The sequence below is a fragment of the Thioclava sediminum genome (genome assembly GCF_002020355.1).
Lineage (GTDB): Bacteria > Pseudomonadota > Alphaproteobacteria > Rhodobacterales > Rhodobacteraceae > Thioclava > Thioclava sediminum.
In genome coordinates this window covers 356,074-378,249 of sequence record NZ_MPZV01000001.1, presented here as the reverse complement: position 1 = coordinate 378,249, position 22,176 = coordinate 356,074, and the positions used below count along the sequence as shown (strand labels likewise).

22 protein-coding genes are annotated in these 22,176 nt (G+C 65.8%); 3 read left to right on the top strand and 19 right to left on the bottom strand.

Annotated elements, in window-relative coordinates; translation table 11 throughout:
• Nucleotides 1-2: 2 nt before the first annotated feature.
• The 12 genes from BMI91_RS01605 to BMI91_RS01555 form a co-directional block, all read right to left on the bottom strand.
• Nucleotides 3-1,427: a UdgX family uracil-DNA binding protein gene (locus BMI91_RS01605; protein ID WP_078603763.1), complete on the bottom strand. Its 1,425-nt coding sequence runs from the start codon at nucleotides 1,425-1,427 to the stop codon at nucleotides 3-5.
• A complete protein-coding gene (locus BMI91_RS01600) occupies nucleotides 1,427-2,662 on the bottom strand; it encodes a putative DNA modification/repair radical SAM protein (protein WP_078603762.1) in 1,236 nt (411 codons plus the stop codon). The genes BMI91_RS01605 and BMI91_RS01600 overlap by 1 nt, the downstream gene beginning before the upstream one ends.
• A 93-nt stretch (nucleotides 2,663-2,755) precedes the next feature.
• A complete protein-coding gene (locus tag BMI91_RS01595; RefSeq protein WP_078603761.1) occupies nucleotides 2,756-3,529 on the bottom strand; it encodes a DUF2189 domain-containing protein in 774 nt (257 codons plus the stop codon).
• 106 nt (nucleotides 3,530-3,635) lie between these two features.
• Nucleotides 3,636-4,382 (bottom strand): SDR family NAD(P)-dependent oxidoreductase, encoded by a 747-nt coding sequence (locus tag BMI91_RS01590; protein WP_078603760.1) that lies wholly within the window; start codon nucleotides 4,380-4,382, stop codon nucleotides 3,636-3,638.
• Nucleotides 4,383-4,418: 36 nt separating this feature from the next.
• Nucleotides 4,419-4,964 (bottom strand): AAA family ATPase, encoded by a 546-nt coding sequence (locus BMI91_RS01585; RefSeq protein WP_078603759.1) that lies wholly within the window; start codon nucleotides 4,962-4,964, stop codon nucleotides 4,419-4,421.
• Between the two features lie 6 nt (nucleotides 4,965-4,970).
• Nucleotides 4,971-6,095, bottom strand: coding sequence for a peptide chain release factor 2 (prfB, locus tag BMI91_RS01580; protein WP_078539462.1), 1,125 nt, complete (start codon nucleotides 6,093-6,095; stop codon nucleotides 4,971-4,973).
• Nucleotides 6,096-6,245: 150 nt separating this feature from the next.
• Complete coding sequence (gene tpiA / locus BMI91_RS01575; protein ID WP_078603758.1) at nucleotides 6,246-6,989, bottom strand: triose-phosphate isomerase; 744 nt, start codon at nucleotides 6,987-6,989, stop codon at nucleotides 6,246-6,248.
• Nucleotides 6,990-7,077: 88 nt separating this feature from the next.
• Entirely contained in the window at nucleotides 7,078-7,449 is a 372-nt protein-coding gene (locus BMI91_RS01570) for a HesB/IscA family protein (protein ID WP_078519348.1), read from the bottom strand.
• Nucleotides 7,450-7,474: 25 nt separating this feature from the next.
• Nucleotides 7,475-8,218 carry a DUF3307 domain-containing protein gene (locus BMI91_RS01565; RefSeq protein ID WP_093476849.1) on the bottom strand — a complete coding sequence of 248 codons (744 nt, stop codon included), beginning with the start codon at nucleotides 8,216-8,218 and terminating at the stop codon, nucleotides 7,475-7,477.
• Nucleotides 8,215-8,820, bottom strand: coding sequence for a hypothetical protein (locus tag BMI91_RS19655; protein ID WP_093476847.1), 606 nt, complete (start codon nucleotides 8,818-8,820; stop codon nucleotides 8,215-8,217). The genes BMI91_RS01565 and BMI91_RS19655 overlap by 4 nt, the downstream gene beginning before the upstream one ends.
• Nucleotides 8,821-8,901: 81 nt before the next feature.
• Nucleotides 8,902-9,975: an alkene reductase gene (locus BMI91_RS01560; protein ID WP_078604441.1), complete on the bottom strand. Its 1,074-nt coding sequence runs from the start codon at nucleotides 9,973-9,975 to the stop codon at nucleotides 8,902-8,904.
• A 207-nt stretch (nucleotides 9,976-10,182) separates the two neighbouring features.
• On the bottom strand, nucleotides 10,183-10,548 hold the full coding sequence (locus BMI91_RS01555) for a DUF59 domain-containing protein (protein ID WP_093476840.1): 366 nt from the start codon (nucleotides 10,546-10,548) through the stop codon (nucleotides 10,183-10,185).
• Between the two features lie 378 nt (nucleotides 10,549-10,926).
• Between BMI91_RS01555 and prfA the strand changes: the two genes are divergently transcribed.
• From prfA to BMI91_RS01540, 3 genes are all read left to right on the top strand, one after another.
• Complete coding sequence (gene prfA, locus BMI91_RS01550) at nucleotides 10,927-11,982, top strand: peptide chain release factor 1 (protein ID WP_078603756.1); 1,056 nt, start codon at nucleotides 10,927-10,929, stop codon at nucleotides 11,980-11,982.
• On the top strand, nucleotides 11,979-12,836 hold the full coding sequence (gene prmC, locus BMI91_RS01545; RefSeq protein WP_078603755.1) for a peptide chain release factor N(5)-glutamine methyltransferase: 858 nt from the start codon (nucleotides 11,979-11,981) through the stop codon (nucleotides 12,834-12,836). The genes prfA and prmC overlap by 4 nt, the downstream gene beginning before the upstream one ends.
• A 270-nt stretch (nucleotides 12,837-13,106) precedes the next feature.
• Nucleotides 13,107-13,871: a DUF4167 domain-containing protein gene (locus tag BMI91_RS01540; protein WP_078603754.1), complete on the top strand. Its 765-nt coding sequence runs from the start codon at nucleotides 13,107-13,109 to the stop codon at nucleotides 13,869-13,871.
• A 73-nt stretch (nucleotides 13,872-13,944) separates the two neighbouring features.
• On the opposite strand, the gene BMI91_RS01535 is transcribed toward BMI91_RS01540, so the two are convergent.
• From BMI91_RS01535 to lptF, 7 genes are all read right to left on the bottom strand, one after another.
• Nucleotides 13,945-14,394 (bottom strand): GNAT family N-acetyltransferase, encoded by a 450-nt coding sequence (locus BMI91_RS01535; RefSeq protein ID WP_078603753.1) that lies wholly within the window; start codon nucleotides 14,392-14,394, stop codon nucleotides 13,945-13,947.
• Nucleotides 14,391-15,236: a 16S rRNA (adenine(1518)-N(6)/adenine(1519)-N(6))-dimethyltransferase RsmA gene (gene rsmA / locus BMI91_RS01530; protein ID WP_078603752.1), complete on the bottom strand. Its 846-nt coding sequence runs from the start codon at nucleotides 15,234-15,236 to the stop codon at nucleotides 14,391-14,393. The genes BMI91_RS01535 and rsmA overlap by 4 nt, the downstream gene beginning before the upstream one ends.
• A gap of 9 nt (nucleotides 15,237-15,245) precedes the next feature.
• Entirely contained in the window at nucleotides 15,246-16,268 is a 1,023-nt protein-coding gene (gene pdxA / locus BMI91_RS01525) for a 4-hydroxythreonine-4-phosphate dehydrogenase PdxA (RefSeq protein WP_078599242.1), read from the bottom strand.
• Nucleotides 16,265-17,494 carry a peptidylprolyl isomerase gene (locus BMI91_RS01520; RefSeq protein WP_078603751.1) on the bottom strand — a complete coding sequence of 410 codons (1,230 nt, stop codon included), beginning with the start codon at nucleotides 17,492-17,494 and terminating at the stop codon, nucleotides 16,265-16,267. Before BMI91_RS01520 ends, pdxA begins: the two co-directional genes overlap by 4 nt.
• A gap of 92 nt (nucleotides 17,495-17,586) precedes the next feature.
• On the bottom strand, nucleotides 17,587-19,812 hold the full coding sequence (locus BMI91_RS01515; RefSeq protein WP_078603750.1) for an LPS-assembly protein LptD: 2,226 nt from the start codon (nucleotides 19,810-19,812) through the stop codon (nucleotides 17,587-17,589).
• Nucleotides 19,812-20,930, bottom strand: a complete 1,119-nt coding sequence (gene lptG, locus BMI91_RS01510) for an LPS export ABC transporter permease LptG (RefSeq protein WP_078519336.1) — start codon at nucleotides 20,928-20,930, stop codon at nucleotides 19,812-19,814. Before lptG ends, BMI91_RS01515 begins: the two co-directional genes overlap by 1 nt.
• Nucleotides 20,927-22,072: an LPS export ABC transporter permease LptF gene (lptF, locus tag BMI91_RS01505; RefSeq protein ID WP_078599241.1), complete on the bottom strand. Its 1,146-nt coding sequence runs from the start codon at nucleotides 22,070-22,072 to the stop codon at nucleotides 20,927-20,929. Before lptF ends, lptG begins: the two co-directional genes overlap by 4 nt.
• Between the last annotated feature and the right edge of the window lie 104 nt (nucleotides 22,073-22,176).

Here is a 22,176-nt window from a genome sequence, read left to right as displayed (position 1 = left end):
GCCTAGCTCACCATCTGCGCCGCGCGGGCCAGATCCGCCTCGAAAGCCCGCATCATCGCGGGCTTTTCCATGTCGGGCAGGCGCAGCAGATAGGATGGATGGACGGTGATCAGCATCGGCGTGCCGTCCTCGAGCACCTCCACCGTGCCGCGCCGTTTGAGAAGGCCACGCCGATCCCCGGTGAGGCTCTCCAGCGCGGTCGCTCCCATCGCGAGGATTGCCTTCGGCTTCACCAAGCTGCGTTCTTGGTCGAGCCACCAGCGACAGTGATGGATTTCCTGCCGGTCGGGCGACTGGTGGATGCGCCGCTTGCCGCGCGGAGTGAATTTGAAATGCTTCACCGCGTTGGTGAGGAAGGCGCGCTCGCGGGACAGGCCTGCACGTGCTGCCACCTCGTCGAAGAGCTGCCCGGCGGGGCCGACGAAGGGGCGTCCCTCAAGATCCTCGAAATCTCCCGGCTGCTCGCCCACGATCATCAGTGGCGCATCGAGCGGCCCTTCGCCCGGCACCGCCTGCGTCGCGTTCTCCCAGAGCGGACAGCGGCGGCAGCTGTTCAGCCCGGCCAGCAATTCCGCGCGGTTGCCCGCGGGCGGCGGGGTGGCGCGGTCGCGCGCCAGTCGCTCGGTGATCTTGCCCGCACGGGCCGGGGCGAGCGTGGGGGCACTCAAAGCCATCTCCTCGGCGCGGGCCTGCGCGGTCGCGATCATCTCGGGGATCAGCCCGGCCTCGGGGAGATTGTGCCAGTATTTGCGCGGCATCTCGGATTGCATCGCCCCGACTTTTAGCCGCGCCGGGTTGAAGATGTTGCGGAAATAGGTGCGCCAGAGGTCTTCCGCGCCATCCTCGGGCAAGTCAGGGCGCGGCTGGCCCTCGGAGAAGCGCAACTTGCCCGCTTCGAAATGTGCGGTCAGGTCGGGCGTGAAGATCGACCAGTCCATATCGCCGAAGCGTTTGACGAAGAACGGCGCGGTCAGCTCGCAGATGTAATGCGAGGGCTCGAACCACGCGGCGAAGCGGCGGCGGGGCGCGCCTGGATCACCGATCTCGCGGAAGCGCACGAAGGCGGTCATCTTGTGGCGGTCGCGCGAGACCTCCTTGGCCATGCGGTTGAGCCGGTCGATGTGCGGATTGGCACGGTCTTCCAGCAGGCGCTTGTCGCGGCGCAGCGCCCAGAGCACCGCGTAAGCCCGTGCGAAACGTTCCGGGTCGCGATGGCAGATCACGAGCCGGGCAAGATCGACGAAGCCCTTCGGCACGCTCACAGCGCCGCCTGCGGGGGCAGGGGCCTCTTGTGCGAAGAGATCGGCCTCCGCCGCCCCGCGATGCCAAAGCAGCTCTTCGGGCGGGATGCCTGCGCCCAAGGCCGCGCGGGCCTCATCTCGCCACGCCTCGAACGTGCCGATCTCGGGCAGGGTGATCGTGCGCATCAGAACAGCTGCAATTGCTGCGGAGGTGGGGCGAAACGGGCGCGCAGGTCTGCCGCATCGGTCAGCGCGCGCGGATGCCAGTCCAAGAGCGTGATGAAAGGCTTCGCCTGCTTCAGGTTCGCCCCCATCCGCCGCAGATCCTCGTAGCGCAGGGTCCGGTGGCGGCGCGTCGCCAGCACCCGACCCACCGTCTTCACCCCCAGCCCCGGCACGCGCAGCAGCATCTCGCGCTCGGCCCGGTTCACGTCGAGCGGAAAGAGATGCCGGTTCACCAGCGCCCATGCGAGCTTGGGATCGACCGTCAGATCGAGATTGCCGTCGGTCGCGCCTTGCGAAATCTCGTCCACGTCGAAGCCGTAGAAGCGCAGCAGCCAATCCGCCTGATAGAGCCGATGCTCGCGCATCAGTGGCGGTTTGATCAGGGGCAGGGCGGCGGAACTGTCGGGGATCGGCGAGAAGGCGGAGTAATAGACGCGCTTGAGCGCATAGCTTGAATAGAGCCGCGTCGAGGTCTTCAGAATCGTGGTGTCATTCGCCCCGTCCGCGCCGACGATCATCTGCGTCGACTGCCCGGCAGGCGCGAATTTCGGGGGGCGCTTGCCGGTGAAGCTGCGCTCCTTGCGGGCGTCGCGCAGCACCCGGACATCGCCCATCGCGCGGCGGATCTGGGCGGGGTCCTTCTCGGGCGCATAATCCTGCACCGCGCGGTCGGTCGGCAGCTCGACATTGATCGAGAGGCGGTCGGCGTAAAGCCCGGCTTCTTCGATCAGTTCGGGCGCGGCATCGGGGATGGTTTTCAGATGGATATAGCCGCGGAAATTATGCTCCACCCGCAGGAGCTTCGCGATCCGCACCATGTCGGTCATCGTGTCGTCGGGCGAGCGGATGATGCCGGAGGAGAGGAACAGCCCCTCGATATAGTTGCGGCGGTAGAATTCCAGTGTAAGGGTCACGACCTCCTCGGGCGAGAACCGCGCGCGGGTGACGTTCGAACTGACCCGGTTCACGCAGTAGGCACAGTCATAGATGCAGAAATTCGTCATCAGGATCTTCAGCAGGCTGATGCAGCGCCCGTCCGGCGTATAGGCGTGGCAGATGCCGGAGCCCGTGACCGAGCCGATCCCCTTGCCATCCTTGGAGTCGCGTCGCTGCCCCCCGCTCGACGCGCAGGAGGCATCGTATTTCGCCGCATCCGAGAGGATCGCCAGTTTCTGATCGAGGGTCATTCTTGTCATGCGTTCACTATATGTTCACATTTTTCGCCTTTCAATAAATCCATGACAAAGGGGCGCGAAAATCGCGCCCCTTCAGAAAACGTCGCTTCGGTTTCAGGCCGTCAGGCGGCGATACATGTGCCAGCTGGCATGGCCCAGAACCGGCAACACGATGAACAGGCCAAGGAAGACCGGCAGCATCCCTATGAACAGGCTCGCCGCGATCACCATGCCCCAGATCGCCATCGAGACCGGGTTGGCAGCCACCGCCCGCATCGAAGTGAGGATGGCGGTGATGATGTCGATCTCGCGATCCATGATCAGCGGCAGGCCGACCACGGTGAAGGAAAACAGGATCGCCGCGAAGGCCGCCCCGATCGCGGAGCCGATCGCCAGCATCATCAGCCCGTTTCCGGTCAACAGGATCTCGGGCGAGCTGGAGACATTGGTGAAGGCCGACAGCCCCATGAACAGCGCGAAGGTCGTGTGGGCGACGAAGACCCAGAACATGAACATCATCAGGATCAGCATCGCCATCGAGGGCGTCTGGCGGTCCTTCTCGGAGACGCAGCAGGCGATCACCTCACGCCATTCCAGCGGCTCCTGCGCCTCCAGCTTGCGCGAGACGGTATAAAGCCCCATCGCCGCGAAGGGCGCGAGCAGCGGAAAGCCGAGCGCGAAGGGGATCAGCCACCATTCCTCGCCCTGGGCTGCGAACACGGTCCAGAGCACGATGCCGCCGAGCACGTAGAAGCCCGAAAACATCAGCCCAAAGGCCGGGGCGCGTTTGAAATCGTTCCATCCTGCTTTCAGGATATCTGGTATTTCCGAGACCTGAAGGTCGCGGATATGCGGCACCTCGGAAGGCGGCGACGCGACAGTTTGCATGTTTCTTCTCCCTGACTGAGGGCCCTCTCCCCAAGGCCCGCAACTTCACGTTGCGTCACGCAGGCGTGATCTGTCCAGAGAATTGCTTGCTGCGTCGCCGCGAGGCTCAGCCGCCCATCCGTTTCGTCAGCCGCAGCGACAGCGCATAAGGCAGTCGTTTCAATAGCTTGAGCTGCCATGTGAGGCGGCGGGGGAAGTGGGTCTCGAAGCGGTCCTTGGCCAGCCCGTCGGCAATGCGGCGGGCGGCCTCGTCAGCCTCGATCACGAAGGGCATGGCGAAATCGTTCTTCTCGGTCAGGCGAGTCTTCACGAAACCTGGAGAGATCAGCCGCACGTCGATCTGGGGGGCATATTCCACGCGCAGGCTCTCGACGAGGTTGATGACGGCGGCTTTCGAGGCGGAATAGAGCTGCCCCTTCGGCAGCCCGAAGATGCCCGCGACCGAGCCGAAGATCACCAGTTGCCCGCCCTCGCGCAGCAGTCCCGGCGCGGCCTGCGCGAACCACAGCGTGCCGAGCAGGTTAACCTCCAACAGCTTGCGTGCCGCATCGCGCTCGATTTCATCAACGCGGCCGGGGTCGTAGAGCGCCGCGGTGATGATCATTGCGTCCAGCGGCCCGTGGGTGAGGATCTCGCCGCGCGCATCGTCGAGGCTTTCGGGGTCGGACACGTCGCAGGGCACGACCTCGCCCTGACCCAGCTCCGCCTTCAACGCGTCCAGCGGCTCGACCGAGCGGGCCGACAGCACCAGCCGCGCCCCGCGCGCGGCCAGTTCGCGCGCCAGCGCCTGCCCGATGCCCGAGCTCGCGCCCATGATCCAGATGCGTTTGTCCTTGAAGTCCACGATGCTCATCCTCTCGCTACTGGAGAGGATACGCGCCAAAACCGTTCAGGGTTTCATTCCGAGCGCGGAAACGCACTCGGCCAGCAGCTCGTCGAGCGGTCGTGTGCCCGACAGTTCCAGCACCGGCTCGGACCGGCCCGCCAGCCATTCGTGATGGCGGCTGAGCGAGCGCCCCGAGAAATAAGGATCGTCATAGCCCGCAGCCCAGGTCAGGAAGGAGCCGTGATTGGCCTCCATGTCGCCGCCCTTGCGGATGCGCGTGCCGAAGCGCGCCGCCTCGCGCTTGCGCAGGCGCGCAAGGCGGATCGGTGTGGGGGCTGTGAGAAAGACGATCAGGTCGGCGCCTGCGATTGCGGGCTCCCCCCAGCCGTCGAGCGAGCCGGAGATCACCCAGCCTTCGGGCTCCTTCGCCGCCTCCATCAGCGCCAGTCGTTCAGCGGGGCGGCGCTTGACGGTGTAGGGCGGGTCGCTCTCGGCCCAGTAGAACTGATCTGTGTCGAGATGGGTGACGCCCAGCCGCGCTGCCAGACGTTCCCCCAGCGAAGATGTGCCCGAACCCGCGGCGCCGGTAATATAAACCCGCGCCGCCATTCGCGATCAGCTCTCCGCCTGCGCGTCGGCGCGGGATTTGCCTTCGAGCCCGAGCGCCAGCGTCGCCGCCATGAACCCGTCGAGATCGCCGTCGAGCACGCCCTGCGTATCCGAGGTCTCGTGTTGCGTGCGCAGGTCCTTCACCATCTGGTAGGGCTGCAGAACGTAAGACCGGATCTGGTTGCCCCAGCCGGCCGAGCCCTTGTTCTCGTGGGCCTCGTTGATCGCCGCGGTGCGCTTTTCCAGCTCCATCTGATAGAGGCGCGATTTCAGCGCCTTCATCGCGATATCGCGGTTCTGGTGCTGCGACTTCTCCGACGAGGTGACCACGATCCCGGTCGGATGGTGAGTGATCCGCACCGCCGAGTCGGTCGTGTTGACGTGCTGACCGCCCGCGCCCGAGGAGCGGAACGTGTCGATGCGGATATCGGCGGGGTTCACCTCGATCTCGATATTGTCGTCGACCACCGGATAGACCCAGACCGACGCAAACGAGGTTTCGCGCGTGCCCTTGCCGAAGGGCGAGATCCGCACGAGGCGATGCACGCCCGATTCCGATTTCAGCCAGCCATAGGCGTTGGGCCCGGAAATCTTGTAGGCGCAGGATTTGATCCCGGCCTCGGCGCCCGGTTCTTCCGATTGCAGCTCGACCTCGTAGCCGCGTTTCTCGGCCCAGCGGACATACATCCGCTGCAGCATCGAGGCCCAGTCGCAGGCCTCCGTGCCACCCGCGCCCGCGTTGATTTCGAGGAAGGTGTCATTCGCATCCGCCTCACCGTCGAGCAGGGCTTCCAGCTCCTTCGACGCGGCGGTCTCTTTCAGCGCGGCCAGCGAGGCCTCGGCCTCGGAGACGACTTCCTCGTCGTCTTCCATCTCGCCCATCTCGATCAGTTCGACATTGTCCTCCAGATCCTGCTTGATCCGGTTATAGGTCTCGAACTTATCCATCAGTTGCTGCCGGTCGCGCATCAGTTTCTGCGCGCGCGCCTGATCGTCCCACAGGGTGGGGTCTTCGATCATCGCGTTGAATTCCTCGATCCGGTGCGGCGCGGTCTCGAGGTCCATCCGCTGGCCCAGCAAGGTCAGGGACTTGCGGATCTGTTCGACGGTGTTCTGCGTCTCGGCGCGCATCTGTCATCCTCTTGAAAGCTTGGCCCGCGTGATACGAGATCGGGGCGGCGCCCGCAAGGCGGCGCGGGGGAAATTGCGTGGGCCGCGCGGCGTTGAAAAGCGGCGCGGCCCTTGTGTCTGCGGCCTCCGTGGGCCGGAGCGGGACTTGGCTCAGCTTGCGTCCAGTGCCGCGATGATCGCGCCGAAATCGCTGGCCTTGAGCGAGGCCCCGCCCACCAGCGCGCCATCGACGTTGGAAGTCGCGAAAATCTCCTCGGCATTGGAGGGTTTGACCGACCCGCCATAGAGCAGACGCATCCCGTTGCCCTCGTCGGCGAAGCGCGCGACCAGCGTGTTGCGCATGAAGTCATGCACCTCGGCGATCTGCTCCAGCGTCGGCGTGCGGCCCGTGCCGATCGCCCAGACGGGTTCATAGGCGATCACGCAATTGGCAGCGGTCGCGCCATCGGGCACCGAGCCCGCAAGCTGTTCGCCGATCACGTCGAGCGTCTGCTCGCCGTCGCGCTGCGCCTCTGTCTCGCCCACGCAGATCACCGCGATCAGACCTGCGCCAATCGCCGCCTCGGCCTTGGCGCGCACGATCAGATCGCTTTCGTGGTGGTCCGCGCGACGCTCGGAATGGCCGACGATGACGTAAGAGCCGCCCGCATCTGCAATCATCTGCGCCGAGATGTCGCCCGTATGCGCGCCGCTCTCGTTCATGTGGCAATCCTGCCCGCCGACCGCGAGCTTGCCGCCTGCCGCCTCGGCCATCGCGCCGATCAGCGTCGCGGGCGGGCACAGGAGCACGTCACAGGCGGGCGACGGGTGCGCTTGGGTCAGCGCCGAGACCTCGCCCAGATTGCTCTTGAGCCCGTTCATCTTCCAATTGCCGGCGGCCAGTTTCTTGCGCATGTGCGATTATTCTCCCTGATGTCGTTGGGCCTGACATTAGGGCAGGGGGCGCAGGCTCGCAAAGGGCAAATTGGCGCGGGGAGGCGACTTAGCCGTTGCTTTGGGGGGCTTCCATATCGGCGAACTTGATCGACTCGCCGCAGCCGCATTCGTCGACCACGTTCGGATTGCGGAACTTGAAGCCCGATTCCAGAAGGCCGGTCTCGTAGTCGATCTCGGTGCCCAGCATGAACATCTGCGCCATCGGCGCGATCAGCACACGGGCGGGGCCCTTTTCCACGACGATATCCATCGGCCCGGCCTCGGCCGCGACCTCCATCGTGTATTCCATGCCCGCGCAGCCCCCTTTCTTCACGCCGATGCGGAAGCCAGCCGCATCCTCGCGCGACATCAGCTTGGCAATCTGCGCGACGGCGGCGTCGGTCAGGGTGACGGGATCTTGTCCGGGGACGTTGAACATGGGGGGCTCTCCTTCACCGAGTAATTTAGTCGGGGACGGGCAGGATTCCAAGGGGCGGAAGCTGTCCCAACAGCGCGAGCGTGGCGTAAGAGGCGGCGAGCGCCCAGCCGAAAGAGGCCAGCGTGCCGATGATCACATATTCGGATTTCGGATTCGCCCCGTCCTTGGAGACCGCTTCGAAGCGCAGGATCGATTTTGCCGCGATAAGGAAACCGATGCCGGAGGGCTGACCGGCGAGTACCAGCAGAAAGATCAGCCCACGTTCGAGAAGCCCGATCATCCGCCCGCCCTGCGGCAGGCCTTCGGGCGGGGCATCGTTTTCATATTGCGCCATCAGCATCCCCACCGCGAAACCGCCCGCGCGGGTGGTGATCAGGAGCCCCGTCGCGAGCGTCAGGGCGCCGGGGAGCCAAGAGAGGTTCGCCCAGAGCGAGTTGGCCCAGAACGTCGGGAAGAGGCTCGCGATGAGCGCGGTCGCAGCCAGATGTGCCGCTTGATCGCCGAGGAAGGCGGCGAGGGCCTGTTCGCGCGGCGCGAAGCTCTTGGCGATGTCGATCACCAGATGGCTGAGGGCGACGAGTGCCAGCACCCCGATCAGCGCCCAGCTCAGCTGCAGCCCTACCAGCAGCGTCAGTCCCGCAAGGATTGCGATATGGGCGGCCAGCGCAGCCCATTCTCGCCCGGCCTTCTTTGCCGCCATGTCGCTGCTTTGAAACGCGAAATCGGTGAAGGCATGGGCGAAGAGAAGCGCCGCGAAAGTCTCGATCATGGGGTCTCCTCGATCATCGCTAGAGCCTCCACGATGGCCGGGTAAGCCGCGCTTGCCAAGGCCTGTGCCAGCGATTGCCGTGTGATGCCTATCTCCGATGCGGCGGCGGTCTGGGTCGGAGGTTTGATGCGCAGCATCGGCGCAATCGCGCGCGCCTGCGCCGGCGTCCATTCCTCCGAGATGTGATCGAACAGCCGCAGTGCCGCGCCAAGCGCCCCCCCCGCCGCATGGGCGATGCGCGGCCCCTCCAAGCTATCGAGTAGTTGCCCCGAGGCAGTGAAGACCGGCCCCGATGCCCCGTTCAGGTCGCCATCGGGCGGCAGTGTGCCGTCGCCCTCGGCAATCGCGATCCGGGTCGCGAATGCCTCGCCCAAGGTGCGCAGCTCGGCCCGGATCAGCAGCGCGAGCCTAGCCTGAAGGCGGGGACTGGGTATCGCGAACTGCCACCCATCCCCGCGATTTCGGGCAAAGTGACTTTCCCGCAGAAGCGGAGACAACGCTTCCGCCGCCCCCTCAATCGCATCGAGCGCCGCGCTCAGCTCGGAGGCCGAGAGCCGGGTCGAGGCGACGATATCGCCGGTGAGGACACAAAAATAAGCCATGCGCAGGTTATAATGCCTGCGCATGGCTATATGCAAGTAAAAATGCCTGCAATCACTATTTAGCAGGCCAAATAGCCTGCGTCATTCATCGAGGAACGGATAATCCGTATAGCCCTCAGCGCCGCCGCCGTAGAACGTGTCCGGGTTCGGCTCGTTGAGCGGCGCGTCCTTCTCGAAGCGCGTCGGCAGGTCCGGGTTCGCGATGAACAGTTTGCCGAAGGCCACTGCCGCCGCGCCCTCTTTCAGCGCCGCTTCGGCCATCGCCTTGTCGTAGCCGTTATTCGCGATATAGGGCGCTTTCGACTTCGCGCGCAGCGTCTCGATCCCGTCCTCGGGCCATTCGCGCGGACCGCCGGTCTGGCCTTCCACGAAGTGGACATAGGCCATCGGCTTGGTGTTGAGGAACTCGACCGCCGCGCCGAACAACTCCGCCGTGTTGCTGTCGATGCCGACGTTATTCGCGTTCGACCACGGCGAGAGGCGGATGCCCACGCGCTCGGCGCCGAGGATTTCGGTCACCGCGTCCACGACTTCGCGCAGGAAGCGGGTGCGGTTCTCGATCGCGCCGCCATAGGCGTCCTCGCGCTTGTTCGAAGTGTCGCGCAGGAACTGGTCGATCAGGTAGCCATTCGCGGCATGGATCTCGACGCCATCGAAGCCCGCTGCTTTCGCGTTGCGCGCCGCGTTGCGGTAATCCTCGACCGTGGCGGCAATCTCTTCGACCGTCAGCGCATGGGGCGTGGTGGTCGCGACGAAACCTTCACCGTCGAAGGTTTTCGCCTCCGCCGAGATCGCCGAGGGACCAACCGGATCGCGCCCATCCAGAAGCTGCGGCACTGAGATCCGGCCGACATGCCAGATCTGCGCGACAATCTTGCCGCCCGCGCCATGCACGGCCTCGGTGACCTTCTTCCAGCCCGCGACCTGCGCGTCGTTATAGATGCCCGGCGTCCAGGCGTAGCCCTGACCCATCGGCGAGATCTGCGTGCCTTCGGTGATGATAAGCCCCGCGCCTGCGCGCTGGCGGTAATATTCCACCGTCATGTCGGTCGGATGCAGATCGGGCGCGCGGTTGCGGGTCAGCGGTGCCATCACGAAACGGTTGGCGATCTCGATCGCGCCGAGCTTCGTGGGGGAGAATAGCGTATCAGCCATGTCGGTCATCTAGTCGGGCCTCTCATCGGGTTTGACATTCGGCAGCATGAGATGGGTCTTGCAGCGCGATGGGCAAGGTGAGCTACGCGCAACGCCCCTGTGCGCAAATGCGAGGAAACAAAAAGGGAGCCGCGTGGCTCCCTTCCTCTTGGTCGAAATATCCCGGGGGGCACCCGCAGGGTGCGGGGGCAGAGCCCCCTCCGGACCTCACATGAAGCCCAGTTCCAGCCGTGCCTCGTCCGACATCATGTCCATGCCCCATTGCGGATCGAAGGTCATCTCGACATCGACATCGCGCAGTCCGCCGACGCAGGCCACGGCATCGTGAACCCAGCCCGGCATCTCGCCCGCGACGGGGCAGCCCGGCGCGGTGAGCGTCATGATCACCTTCGCGTCATTCTCGGGGCTGATCTCGATCGTGTAGACGAGGCCGAGATCGTAGATGTTCACCGGGATTTCCGGGTCATAGACGGTGCGGCACGCTTCCACGACACTTTCGTAGAGCGGGTGATCGGTCGTCGAGGGCTTGATCAGCGGGGTGCCTTCAAGCGGCTCTTCGGGCGTGGCGGTCATGGAAGCCTCTTTCATCGGCGGGGGGCGCGGGCGCCTATCGAATTACTCGACTGTTTATCTAGGTGATAGGACCCGAGCCGTAAAGGGAGGCGTGGTCTGTCTGCTGATATGTGATGACCTGGCGTCTATGACGACACGTTGGTTGAGAAGGGGCGCGCCCGAGCCTCGGGTGGGCGCGTGGCGTCGCCTGTGGCCGGGCGCTTTATCTTGCAAGCTCGGCGGACGCTTGAGCCTGCGACGACATCGCCAATGCGCCCTCCCGGGGGGAGGGTCGGGCGCGGCCCGGGGCTGGTCGCCCCGGACCGAAGGGAGGAAGCGGCGCGCACCTCCCAACGCTCCTGCCTTGACGCCCCGCACGCTTCGCGCCAAACCGATCCCATGTTGCCCGAAGAGAAACTCGACCAGATCCTCGCGCGCTTCGAGTACCTCGAGGCGCTGCTCAACGCTGGTGCGGAGCCCGCCAAGATCGCCGAAATCAGCCGCGAATATTCCGAATTGAAGCCGGTCGTGACCCAGATCGAGGCCTGGCGTCAGGCCCGTGCCGATCTGGACGAGGCGGAAGGCTGGCTGAGCGATCCGGAAATGCGCGATCTGGCCGAAGAGGAATTGCCGCGCCTCAAATCCCGCATACCCGAGATGGAGCAGGCTTTGCGCGTGGCGCTTCTGCCCAAGGACGCCGCCGACGCGCGGCCTGCCATTCTGGAAATCCGTCCCGGCACGGGCGGCGAGGAAGCGGCGCTTTTCGCGGGCAACCTGCTGCGGATGTATCAGAAATACGCCGAGAAACACGGCTGGCGGTTCGAGATGATGGAGCTGACCGAGACCGAGCTGGGCGGCGTCAAGGAAGCCGTGGCCCGGATCGAGGGCGAAGGTGTCTTTGCGCGGCTGAAATACGAGTCCGGCGTCCACCGCGTGCAGCGCGTGCCGGAAACCGAGGCAGGCGGGCGCATCCACACCTCGGCCGCGACCGTGGCCGTTCTGCCCGAGGTCGAGGCGGTCGATATCGACATTCCCGCCAATGACATCCGGATCGACACGATGCGGGCCTCCGGCGCGGGCGGCCAGCACGTCAACACCACGGACTCGGCGGTGCGCATCACCCATATCCCGACCGGGATCGTCGTGACCTCGTCGGAGAAATCCCAGCACCAGAACCGCGCCAATGCGATGGCGGTGCTGCGCGCGCGGCTGTTCGAGGCCGAACGCGACCGCGCGGCCTCGGAACGAGCCGAGACGCGCAAGTCGCAGGTGGGCTCCGGCGACCGCTCGGAGCGCATCCGAACCTATAATTTCCCGCAAGGGCGGCTGACCGATCATCGGATCAATCTTACGCTCTATTCCCTTGATAAGGTTATGGAAGGCGAGATCGACGAGGTGGTCGACGCGCTGATCGCCGACGATCAGGCGGCCAAGCTCGCGGAGATGGAGGCGTGAGGGCGCAGGACGCGCTGGTCGCCGCCACCCGTCGTCTGCGCGAGGCCGGGATCGAGGGCGCGCAGACCGATGCGCGCAGACTCTTGGCCCATGCGCTGCAGATCGCGCCCGATCGGCTGACGCTCGCGCTGCAAGACCCGCTGCCAGAGGACGCAGCCGCCCGGTTCGAGGTGGCGCTGACTGCTCGCGAAGCGCGTCAGCCCGTCGCCCAGATCACCGGCAAGCGCCTCTTCTGGGGGCACGAATTCCGCGTCACCCGCGACACGCTCGACCCGCGCCCGGAGACGGAATTGCTGGTCGAGGTGGCGCTGGAGCGGCCCTTCGTCCACGCGCTGGACCTTGGCACGGGCACCGGCTGCATCCTGATTTCCCTGCTGAAATCCATGCCCTTCGCGGCGGGCACGGGGACCGATCTGTCGGACGCCGCGCTGGAGGTCGCGAAAAGCAACGCCGAGGCGCTCGGTGTGGCCAAACGCGCCAAGTTCCTGATTTCAGACTGGTTTGCCAATGTGCCGGGGCGCTACGATCTGATCGTTTCGAACCCGCCCTATATCGCCCAAGACGAGATGGCGGGGCTCTCGCAGGATGTGCGCGACTGGGAGCCGCTCTCGGCGCTGACCCCCGGCGGCGATGGGCTCGACGCCTATCGTGCGATTGCACGCGGGGCAGGGGCGCGGTTGCTCGCAGGCGGGCGTCTCGCGGTGGAGATCGGCCCGACACAGGCGCAGGCGGTCAGTGACCTCTTCGCGGCCCAAGGTTTCGAGCGGATCGAGACGCGCCAGGATCTCGATGGGCGCGACCGCGTCGTTTTGGCGCATAAATCCGGGGATACGGCGGATTGCGGCGCTTCCTGAGCGCGAAATCGCGCAAAAACTTGGGGAAAACCCCGCGAATCGGCGGAAATCGCGGATTTGACCGATTTTCTGACTTGAAAGGTGGCCCCCCGCATGTTTAGTCAAGCCTGTGCAGGGCGGATATTGATCCACCGCACGGCTCAGCTTCACAGCGCGGGTGTTAGGAACGAAACCGGGCAAGTATGCCCAGCGTGACAGTTCAGCCCGCAGGCCACGCATTAGCGGCCATTTCCGAAAAGCCCGTGACAACGGGCCAAGAAAACGAAAGCCATGAGATCTTCGAAATCCCGTTCGCGCAATAAGTCGAACCGTCAACGGTCGATGGGCAATATCGTTAACCGCGTCTTCGACAGCTCCGGCCCCGAAGGCAAGGTGCGCGGTACGCCGCAGCAGATCATCGACAAATATCTTCAGCTTGCGCGCGATGCGCAGCTCGGCAACGATCGCGTGGCCGAACAAAACTTCCTGCAGCACGCAGAGCATTACACGCGAATGCTGGGCGAGGCGCAGAAAGAACAGGCTCGCGAGCAAGAGGCCCGCAACCAGCAGCGCCAGCAAAACAACCAGAACAATGGCAACCAGAACAATGGTGGCCAGAATAACGGTGGTCAGAACCAAGGCGGTAACGGTCAGCAGGGCGGCCAGAACAACGGCCAGAACCACGCTCAGCAGGACGACGGCCAGAACGAGGCCCAGTCGAAGGGTGAAGCTCAGGACAACAATACGTCCGAGCGTCGCGAAGAGCGCAGCGAGGCGAAATCCTCCGGTCGCAACAAGCGCGCCGAAAGCCCCGAGATGATGCCGCCGATGCCGCAGCTGGAGCTCGAAGAGGATTCCACCCTCGTCGAGACGCCGGAAAGCCGCAGCAGTGAAGAGGCGCCGAAAGCCGCGGAACAGCCTGAGAAGGCCGAGAAAGCGGAAAAGGCCGAAAAGCCCAAGCGTCCGCGCGCCCCGCGCAAGCCGCGTGCCCCGAAAGCCGACAAGGCTGAAAAGGCAGAGGCGAGCGCCGAGCTGCCCAAAGCGTCTGGCGAGTAAAGCCTCGGACAAGAGATAGCAAAAGGCCCGCCGGATCGGCGGGCCTTTTTGCATGATGGGGCAGGGGCGGCGCTCAGGCGGTCAGGTCTTTGTCCAGAAACACCCGGTCATAGCCGCCATCCATCCGGCGGTCGCGCTCGATAAAACCGAGCCGCGCATAGACCGCGCGGCTCTCCTCCATCGCGGCATTGGCGAAAAGCCACAGCTTTTCCGCGCCGATCTCGCGGGCGCGCGCCTCGGCGAACGCCATCAAATGCCGCCCGATCCCCTGGCCCTGCGCGGCCGGGTCGACGGCGACGGGCTCGATCTGCAACCGGGGCGGCGCGCCGTCATCCGCAAAGAGCCCGATATAGCCCGCGACCCCGCTCGTTCCCTCGCAGACCCAGAGATGCGGCAGCTCGGCGGCATGATCGGCCAGCATCGGCGCGGGCGGGCGTCCGATCCGGGGAATGTAGCGGGAGAAGGCCGCCTCGGCGATCTCGGCGATGCGCGGCAGGTCCTCCTCGCGCGCCGGGCGGATCATTCCTGACCCGCGACGATGCGTGCAAGCCGACAGAACTGCTCAAGCGTCACGCGTTCGGCGCGTTCGGTCGGCGCGATCCCGGCCTGCTCCAGCTTCGCCTCGATATCTGGGGCCACGCCCTTCAGCGAGGCGCGCAGCATCTTGCGGCGTTGGTTGAAACCCGCGGCCACGACGCGGCTGAGCGTCGCCGCATCGGCGGGATAGCGCGGCTCGGGCAGGGCGCGCAGATGCACCACCGCGGAATGCACCTTCGGCGCGGGCGTGAAGGCCTCGGGCGGCAGGCTCATCACGATCTTCGCCTCGGCACGCCATTGTGCGAGGATCGCGAGCCGCCCGTAATGTTTGCTGCCCGGTTTGGCCACGATCCGCTCGGCCACCTCGCGCTGGAACATCAGCGTCAGGCTTTCCCAGAAGGGCGGCCAGTCTTTCGGCGTCAGCCAGCGCACCAGCAATTCGGTGCCCACGTTGTAAGGCAGGTTCGCGGCGATCTTGATCGGCGGCGTCAGATGCGCGAGCGGGTCGATCTGCAGCGCATCGCCATTGATCACTTCGAGCCGCCCCGGATAGGCCTCGGCGATCTCGGCCAGAGCGGGCAGGCAGCGCGTGTCCTTCTCGATCGCGAGCACCTTGCGCGCCCCTTCGGCCAGAAGCCCGCGGGTCAGACCGCCGGGGCCGGGGCCGACCTCCAACACGTCCGAGCCCGTCAGATCGCCCGCAGAGCGCGCGATCTTCGCTGTCAGGTTCAGGTCCAGCAGGAAGTTCTGCCCGAGGCTCTTCTTTGCGACGAGGTCATGCGTCTGCAGAACCTCGCGCAGCGGCGGCAGCCCGTCGATCGTCGCCATCACGCAGCCTCAGTCATGACGCGCGGCTCCCATCCGGGCCGCCATCTCCAGCGCCGCGATCAGCGAGGCGGGGTTGGCGCGGCCTTGGCCCGCGATGTCATAGGCGGTGCCGTGATCCGGCGAGGTCCGCACGAAGGGCAGGCCGAGCGTGATATTCACCCCGCCGTCGAAATCGAGCGTCTTTATCGGGATCAGCGCCTGATCGTGATAGGCGCAGATCGCCGCGTCGTAGGTCTGACGGGCGCGGGCGTGAAACATCGTATCGGCTGGCATCGGGCCCGCTACCGCGTAGCCCTCTTCGCGCAGACCGTCGAGCGTGTCGGCGATCCAGTCGCCTTCCTCGGAGCCCATCGCGCCGCCTTCGCCCGCATGCGGGTTCAGCCCCGCCACGGCGATCCGCGGGGCAGAGAAGCCGAAATCGCGCCGCAGCCCTTCATAGGTGATCCGCACCGTCTCGCGCAGAAGCTGCGGGGTCAGGAGTTTCGGTACTTCGGAGAGCGCGACATGGATCGTGGCGGGCACCACGCGCAGCGGCGGGTCGACCCGCGACGAGGCGAGCATCATCACCACCCGCTCGACCCCCGCCAGATGGGCCAGATATTCGGTGTGGCCGGGAAAGGTGAACTTTGCCCCGTCCTTCAGCGCTTTCTTGTTGATCGGGGCGGTGGTCAGCCCGGTGCCTTCGCCGCGCATCACCAGATCGACGCCGCGCGCGATCACGTCGATGACGGCTTTCGCATTGGCCGGGTCCGGCTCGCCCGGCAGGGCGGCGGCGGGGAATTGATGGGGCAGCACCGGCAGCCCGGCGCTGGCATGGCGCAGCGCATCGGCGGGCCGGTCGATCTCGCGGATCTTGGTGCCGCGCGGCAGATGCGCAGGATCGCCGATCCAGACGAAGGGCAGCTTCGCGCCGCAATGCTCCCAGGCGCGGGCGGCGATCTCGGGGCCCACCCCCGAGGGATCGCCGCAGCTGAGGATCACGGGGCGGTCGGGCGCACGGGCCGCGGTGCGATCGGTCGGCTGGGCGCTCATTTGCGCACGATCACCGCGTCGGCTTCCAGATCGGCCATGTAGCCGTTGGCATAGGCTTCGAGCGCCTTGCTCTCCAGCGCCGCGCGGACCTGATCGCGGTCGGGGGCCGACTGGTCGCCCTCGGGGGCCACTTTGCGATCGCAGAGCATCACCAGAAGATCGTTTGCGCCCTGCGGGATCACTTCGCTTTCGCCCACGTCGAGATGCGACAGCGCGAGCCCGACATTGGTCGGCACCTGCGCCTGCGCCACGTCCTCATGCATGGTGAGCGCGCTTGCCGGGAAGCCCTTGCCGATCGTGTAGAGCTGGTTGCATTGGCGCGCCGCGGCCACTTGGCTCTGGATCTTGGCCGATTGCTGCGAGCCGGTCTGGCCGATCGCGAAGGTCATGTAGCTCAGCGTCTGCGGGCCCGACGGCGCGTCGCCGTCACCGATCGCGCGCAGCATGAAGACCGCGACCGCGCCCTTGAGTTCGATCGGCTGGGTCGCCGTGCCGGGTTTGAGCTTGAGCACCACGCCGCGCAGTTGCGGCGGCAGCTTGTCGATCGGCATCCAGTCCAGACGCCCGCCGCGATCCCGCGAGGGAGCGGCCGAATATTGACGGGCGAGTGCTGCGAAGGCGCCTTCGCCCTGCGCGGCCGACAGTTGGCGCGCCTGACCCATTGCCGCGCGCTCGCGGCCCGGCGGGGCGGGCACGATCGCCTCGGAGATCAGCACTTTCACGCCCTTGCCGGTCTGGCTTTCGGGCTTCATCGCGCGGTCGATGTCCGCTTTCGTGATGTTCACCTGCGGCCCGAACCGCGCCCGGACCACCTGACGCCAGACGAGACCGGCCTCGGTGAAGTTGCGGAAGGTGTTCGGATCGACGCCTTCTTTCTGCAGCGCCTGCACGAATTGCTCGCCAGTCATGTTCGCGCGGCCCGCGAATTCGTCCATGCCCTGCTGGATCGCGGCTTCGTCGAGCTTGATGCCGATGCGATTGCCGGCCCAGACGCGCAGGCGATCTTCGATCAGCGCCTTCTCGGCATCCTCACGGGAGTTCGAGCCGGCATTGAGCAGCTGCATGAAGCGCTGGCGCTGGCTGATCTCGTATTCGGTCACGCCCATCCCGTTGACGGTAACGACGGGCGCGAAGCTGCCGCCCGATTGCGCCTGCGCCGTCCCTGCGGCGAAAGGCAGGGCGAGCATCAGCGCCAGAAGGGTGAGCAGTCGGGTCATCATCGTCATGAGCGTGCCTGTCCGTTTCGTCTCGTTCAGTCTTGGCCCTTTGGGCCTCGTTGATCCTCTGGGCCCGCTGGGCCGCTTTGCGATCCTCAGCCTCACCCTCCGCAGGTTCGCCGCGCGGGCGCACCGCCACTCGCGCCGAAGCCGACGAGTTGGACGGAAAGGCCGAAATCGGTCTCCGGGGCTACACTAGTGGATGACGTGAAGCGGCGCGAGAGGGAAAGATCAACCGCGATGCATTCGGTCTGGTAGCGCAGGCCGAGCTTGGCGCGCGCGGCGCGCTCGGCGGTGAAATCGTAACGTGTGCTGAGCGTGCCCGACCAGCCGTTGCCCCAACGCCATCCCGTGTCGAGCATCAGTTCCGACATGTTGTCGTCGCGCCCTTCGGCGGGGTTTTTCTCGAGCCAGAGATATCCTGCCGAGACGTTGAAGTCGTCGCCGGCCCGCGACAGCCGCAACTCGTCGCGCGACACGGAGAAGTTATCGTCGAACAGCGCGCGGTTCGACAGCGTCAGCCCGTTCGCGGTGGCCAGATGGGTTGCGAGGAGCCAGTCGGATTTCGTCCCCGACAGCCCCGTGCCCTGCGAGAACTGGCTCAGATCGCGCTGGCGGAAGACGCGGCCCGCCGCGACGCCCAGCGACCAGCCGGAGCTGTCATAGCGCGTCCAGCCGAGCCCGACATTGGCGCGCAGGCCGGTCTCGCGCGCATCCTCGCCCGGATAGCGGGTCAGCGAGAACAGGTTGCCGCCGTCGAATTCGGGCAGCTGGCTGTCCTCGTTCGGGGCGTCGGCCAGATGATCGGGCGCCCAGACGATCTGCGCCACCGGCTCGATCACATAGGCGGCGCGCCCGCTCGTCTTCACCCAGGGCCAGCGGATTTCCGCGGCGACGGTGGGTTGGCCGCGCAGGATCGTGTCGCTGAAGGCGGGATCCTGGTTGGTCTCGATGATGTCGCCCGCGAATTGCGCCTCGAGCGAGCCCAGCATACCCGGCCCGAACAGCCAGTTGCGCCGCCAATCGGCGGTGAGCGAGCCACGCACCATGTCGCGCCCGTCGGGGCGTCCGTCGCCGTTGAGATCGAGCGTCGAACTCGAAGCGCGCCGCGTCGCCAAGGTGGAAAACCGCAGGCTGCCCTGTCCGCCGATCCCAGCGGGGCGGAAGGTGCGGATCCACTCGCCGGTGCCACTCAGCATCGGTTCGGTGGAGTTGTTCTCATCCGCGCGCAGCGAGTGAATATTGCCGACGCGGGTCCAGATCATCTCGTCGCGACGTACCCGTTCGAGCTCGACACCCGACCACAGCCGATCGTCGTCGCCGAGCCCGTAATTGAGCAGGTAGCTGTCGTCGCTGACCAGCCGAAGCTGCGCGGTCAGGCGGAATTCGCGGGGCAGCTGCGCCTCGAGGTCGCCGAAGAGATAGCCGCGCGTGCCGCTGCGAATGTCGTCATTGCTGAGCGCGCCCGACCATTCCATCTTGCCCCAGTTGAAGGCCTGCCGGTAACGCAGGTTCAGCGTCTCGGTGCGCGAGGTCGCGACATAGGGCGTCACCGTCAGGTCGCGGCTGGGCCCGAGCGCGATGAAATAGGGCACCAGAAGCCCCGGTCCGAGGCCGCTCGTGGTGCGGAATTGCGGGGCGAGGAAGCCCGTCATCCGCCGCACACCCGGCGCGGGTAACCGCAGCCGCGGCAGATAGGCGATCGGCACGCCCGCCGCGCGGAACTGGGCATCCTCGAAGACGATCTGCCGCGTGGTCGCGTTATGCACGACGCGGCTCGCGCGGATTTCCCAAAGCGGCGTCGGATTGGTCCGGCAGACCTCGCAGGACGAGGCTACGACCTTGTTCATGATCGTGATCGCGCCGTCGCGCCGCTCGATCCGGGCGGCGGCGAGCTGCAATTCGCGCGCCATGACCATGCGGGCGCTGAGCAGGATGCCGTTCTGCAAATCAGAGGACAGCTCCGCCTGCGAGGCGAGGATCACCGCCTGCGACTGGCCGGGCTGCACCAGCCGGATCGGACCTTCGAGGTAGAGCTTGTCCGCCTTCTGGTCATAGACCACGCGCTTGGCCGAAAGCCGGTTCGACTTGTAGAAGACCTCGACATTGCCCTCTGCGACCAGCTCGTTCTGATTGCGGATCGAGACCCGGTCGGCCAGCAGCGTCGCCAGTTCGTCCGAAGAGGGGATCGCCGCGTCCTGTGTCGTGGTGGAGGCTGTCGCGGTGGCGTCTTGTGCGCGCACCGTCTGCGGTCCCGCCACGCCAAGCGCGACGATCAGCGCCAAGGCGCTCGCCCGTCCTGCCAAAGCGCCGAATTGCCGCCGCATCACCCATCCTCCCGGTGCAGTAGCCGCGCCAGCGGCAGCATCAACCCGATCACCGGCGGCGCCCAGGCCGCGAGCAGAACGGGAATCTGTCCGTTATCGCCCAGAACTTGCGCGATATTGCGCAGGAAGAACAAGCCCAGACCGGCGGCCAGCGCCAAAAGAACCTTCGCGCCGATGCCCCCAAAGCGCACATGATCCATCGTGAAGCTGGCAGCGATCAGCACCATCGCGGCCAGCAGCACCGGCAGCGCCAGCTCCATCTGGAACCACACGATATGGCGCCGCGCCGAGAAGCCCGCATCCTCGAGCGAGGCGATGAAGCTCGGCAATTGCCAGATCGGCACCGCAGAGGGCTTGCCGAAGCTGTCGCGGATGCTGGCGACCGTCAGGTCCGAGGGCAGCGAGAGGCTGTCTTGGGTTGTGGCGTCGCGCTCTGGGTTGGTGGATTCGCCCAGCGGCCAGTCCTTCACGTCCTGCAACTGCCATGCGCCCGGCACCAGCGTCGCGGTCTTCGCGTCGATCCGGCGCACCGGGCCGCGATTAGGGTCGAAGATCAGGAAGGTCACGCCATGCAGAGTCGTGGCATCGCCATTGGCGCGCTCGGCATGGATCACCGCCTGCGCCAGCGACTTGCCGTCCGAGGCAAGGCCCGCGCTTTGCCGCATCCACACGCCTTCACGCCCGATCGAGACGGTCGAGCCGCCATCGGACGTGTAGTGATCGACGAGCGTCTCGTAGCGCTTCGAGGTGGCGGAGACGAGCGGGTTGCCGACCAGCAGCGCCAGTAGACCAATCACCAGCGCCGCCGCGATCGGGGCTGCCAGCATCCGCAGCGCGGACCGGCCCGCCGCCCGGATAACCACCAGTTCCGAACTGCGCGCCAGTGCGACGAACAGCGCCACCGCCGACAGCATCACAATCAGCGGCAGGATGGTGTAAATCGTCTCGGGGATGTTGAGCGCAGAGAGCACCGAGAGCTGCAGCAGGCTCAGCCCCTGATCGGAGAAGCGGCGGATTTCCTCGACCACGTCGATCAGGAACAGGATGCCCCAGAAGCTCGCCGCGACGATCAGAAAGCTGCGGAGGAACCGTTTCGCAAGATAGAGGGCAAGCGTCATGCGGCAGCCTCCCGCTTGGGCCGGATACGGCGCGGACGCCCCGACCACCACAGCATGAACAGCACCATCACGATCCCGCCCAGCGTCGGCGCAATCAGGCTCGGCCAGAGCGAGGGGTCGCGCCCGGAACTGGTCTCGGCGGCGTTTTGCAGCACCTGCACGACGATCAGCCCGCCAATGGCGAGCGACATCTGTCGCCACATGCCAAAGCGTGAAAACGTGCCCATCATCAGCGCCGAGAAGCCGATCAGCGCCGCGATCGGCGCCAGAAGGGGCTGCGTGATCCGCCGGGCAAGCTCCAGCCGCAGCGCGTCGCGGGCGGCCTTGGCGCTCTCCGCACCCGGTGTCGCATCCAGACCGGTCCCGGCCATCATCGCGGCGAGGCGCGGCGTCGTCATCTCGTCGATCTTCGGTGCCCGCGCTTTCCCGGCCTTCAGGAAAGAGCCGATATCATAGGTGAAATTGCTGAACCGCGTGACCGACAGGCGGTCCGAGGGTTTGCGCAGCGTCTGGGCCATGCCCGAGAACATGATCAGTTTCGGCCCCGTCTCGGTCTTCACGATCACGCCCTTGTCGGCGGTATAGACCGTGCTCGTCTGCGCCGAGCGGCTGTCGGAGACGAAGATATCCTGCAACTCCCCCAGATCGGAAATGCGCCGGATATAGATCGAGATGCCCGGCGCGGGATGCTGGAACGTGCCTTCGGTGAGGAATTTCGCGGTCAGGTTCTGCGCGACCTCCTGCTGGCGCTCGGCCAGCCGGGCCTTCGCGGCGGGGACGAGGAAATTCACCAGCAAAGCCATCATCACCGAGGCGATCAGCCCGAAGACCAGCACCGGACGCGCCAGCCGCCAGTTCGAGGTGCCGGTGGCGCGCATCACCACCAATTCGCTGTCCTGATCGAGCCGGTTGAACGCGTAGATCGTGGCGGCGAAGGCGGCGACCGGCAGGACGATGCGGATGACGTAAGGCAAGGTCAACGCGGTGAATTCCAGCACCACCGTTGCGGTCTGGCCGTCCGAAATCAGGCTGTCGAACATGATCACAGCCCGGTTGACCCAATAGACGGAGACCAGCACGAGCGCGAAAAACCCGAACAGCGCCATCAATTTGGACAAAACATATCTGTCCAGTTGCGTCACGACCCTCTCAATACCCCCGAATATTTCCCTTTCTCTAGCCTGTCGGGCGAAGTGAGGGAAGGGCACAGCGGGGGTGCTTTTCATTTTCCGGAGGCAGGGCTAGG

Coding starts and splice junctions, on each gene's coding strand:
- BMI91_RS01605 (WP_078603763.1), bottom strand. CDS start 1,427: ATGCGCACGATCACCCTGCCCGAGATCGGCACGTTCGAGGCGTGGCGA.
- BMI91_RS01600 (WP_078603762.1), bottom strand. CDS start 2,662: ATGACAAGAATGACCCTCGATCAGAAACTGGCGATCCTCTCGGATGCG.
- BMI91_RS01595 (WP_078603761.1), bottom strand. CDS start 3,529: ATGCAAACTGTCGCGTCGCCGCCTTCCGAGGTGCCGCATATCCGCGAC.
- BMI91_RS01590 (WP_078603760.1), bottom strand. CDS start 4,382: ATGAGCATCGTGGACTTCAAGGACAAACGCATCTGGATCATGGGCGCG.
- BMI91_RS01585 (WP_078603759.1), bottom strand. CDS start 4,964: ATGGCGGCGCGGGTTTATATTACCGGCGCCGCGGGTTCGGGCACATCT.
- prfB (WP_078539462.1), bottom strand. CDS start 6,095: ATGCGCGCCGAGACGCAGAACACCGTCGAACAGATCCGCAAGTCCCTG.
- tpiA (WP_078603758.1), bottom strand. CDS start 6,989: ATGCGCAAGAAACTGGCCGCCGGCAATTGGAAGATGAACGGGCTCAAG.
- BMI91_RS01570 (WP_078519348.1), bottom strand. CDS start 7,449: ATGTTCAACGTCCCCGGACAAGATCCCGTCACCCTGACCGACGCCGCC.
- BMI91_RS01565 (WP_093476849.1), bottom strand. CDS start 8,218: ATGATCGAGACTTTCGCGGCGCTTCTCTTCGCCCATGCCTTCACCGAT.
- BMI91_RS19655 (WP_093476847.1), bottom strand. CDS start 8,820: ATGGCTTATTTTTGTGTCCTCACCGGCGATATCGTCGCCTCGACCCGG.
- BMI91_RS01560 (WP_078604441.1), bottom strand. CDS start 9,975: ATGGCTGATACGCTATTCTCCCCCACGAAGCTCGGCGCGATCGAGATC.
- BMI91_RS01555 (WP_093476840.1), bottom strand. CDS start 10,548: ATGACCGCCACGCCCGAAGAGCCGCTTGAAGGCACCCCGCTGATCAAG.
- prfA (WP_078603756.1), top strand. CDS start 10,927: ATGTTGCCCGAAGAGAAACTCGACCAGATCCTCGCGCGCTTCGAGTAC.
- BMI91_RS01540 (WP_078603754.1), top strand. CDS start 13,107: ATGAGATCTTCGAAATCCCGTTCGCGCAATAAGTCGAACCGTCAACGG.
- BMI91_RS01535 (WP_078603753.1), bottom strand. CDS start 14,394: ATGATCCGCCCGGCGCGCGAGGAGGACCTGCCGCGCATCGCCGAGATC.
- rsmA (WP_078603752.1), bottom strand. CDS start 15,236: ATGGCGACGATCGACGGGCTGCCGCCGCTGCGCGAGGTTCTGCAGACG.
- pdxA (WP_078599242.1), bottom strand. CDS start 16,268: ATGAGCGCCCAGCCGACCGATCGCACCGCGGCCCGTGCGCCCGACCGC.
- BMI91_RS01520 (WP_078603751.1), bottom strand. CDS start 17,494: ATGACGATGATGACCCGACTGCTCACCCTTCTGGCGCTGATGCTCGCC.
- BMI91_RS01515 (WP_078603750.1), bottom strand. CDS start 19,812: ATGCGGCGGCAATTCGGCGCTTTGGCAGGACGGGCGAGCGCCTTGGCG.
- lptG (WP_078519336.1), bottom strand. CDS start 20,930: ATGACGCTTGCCCTCTATCTTGCGAAACGGTTCCTCCGCAGCTTTCTG.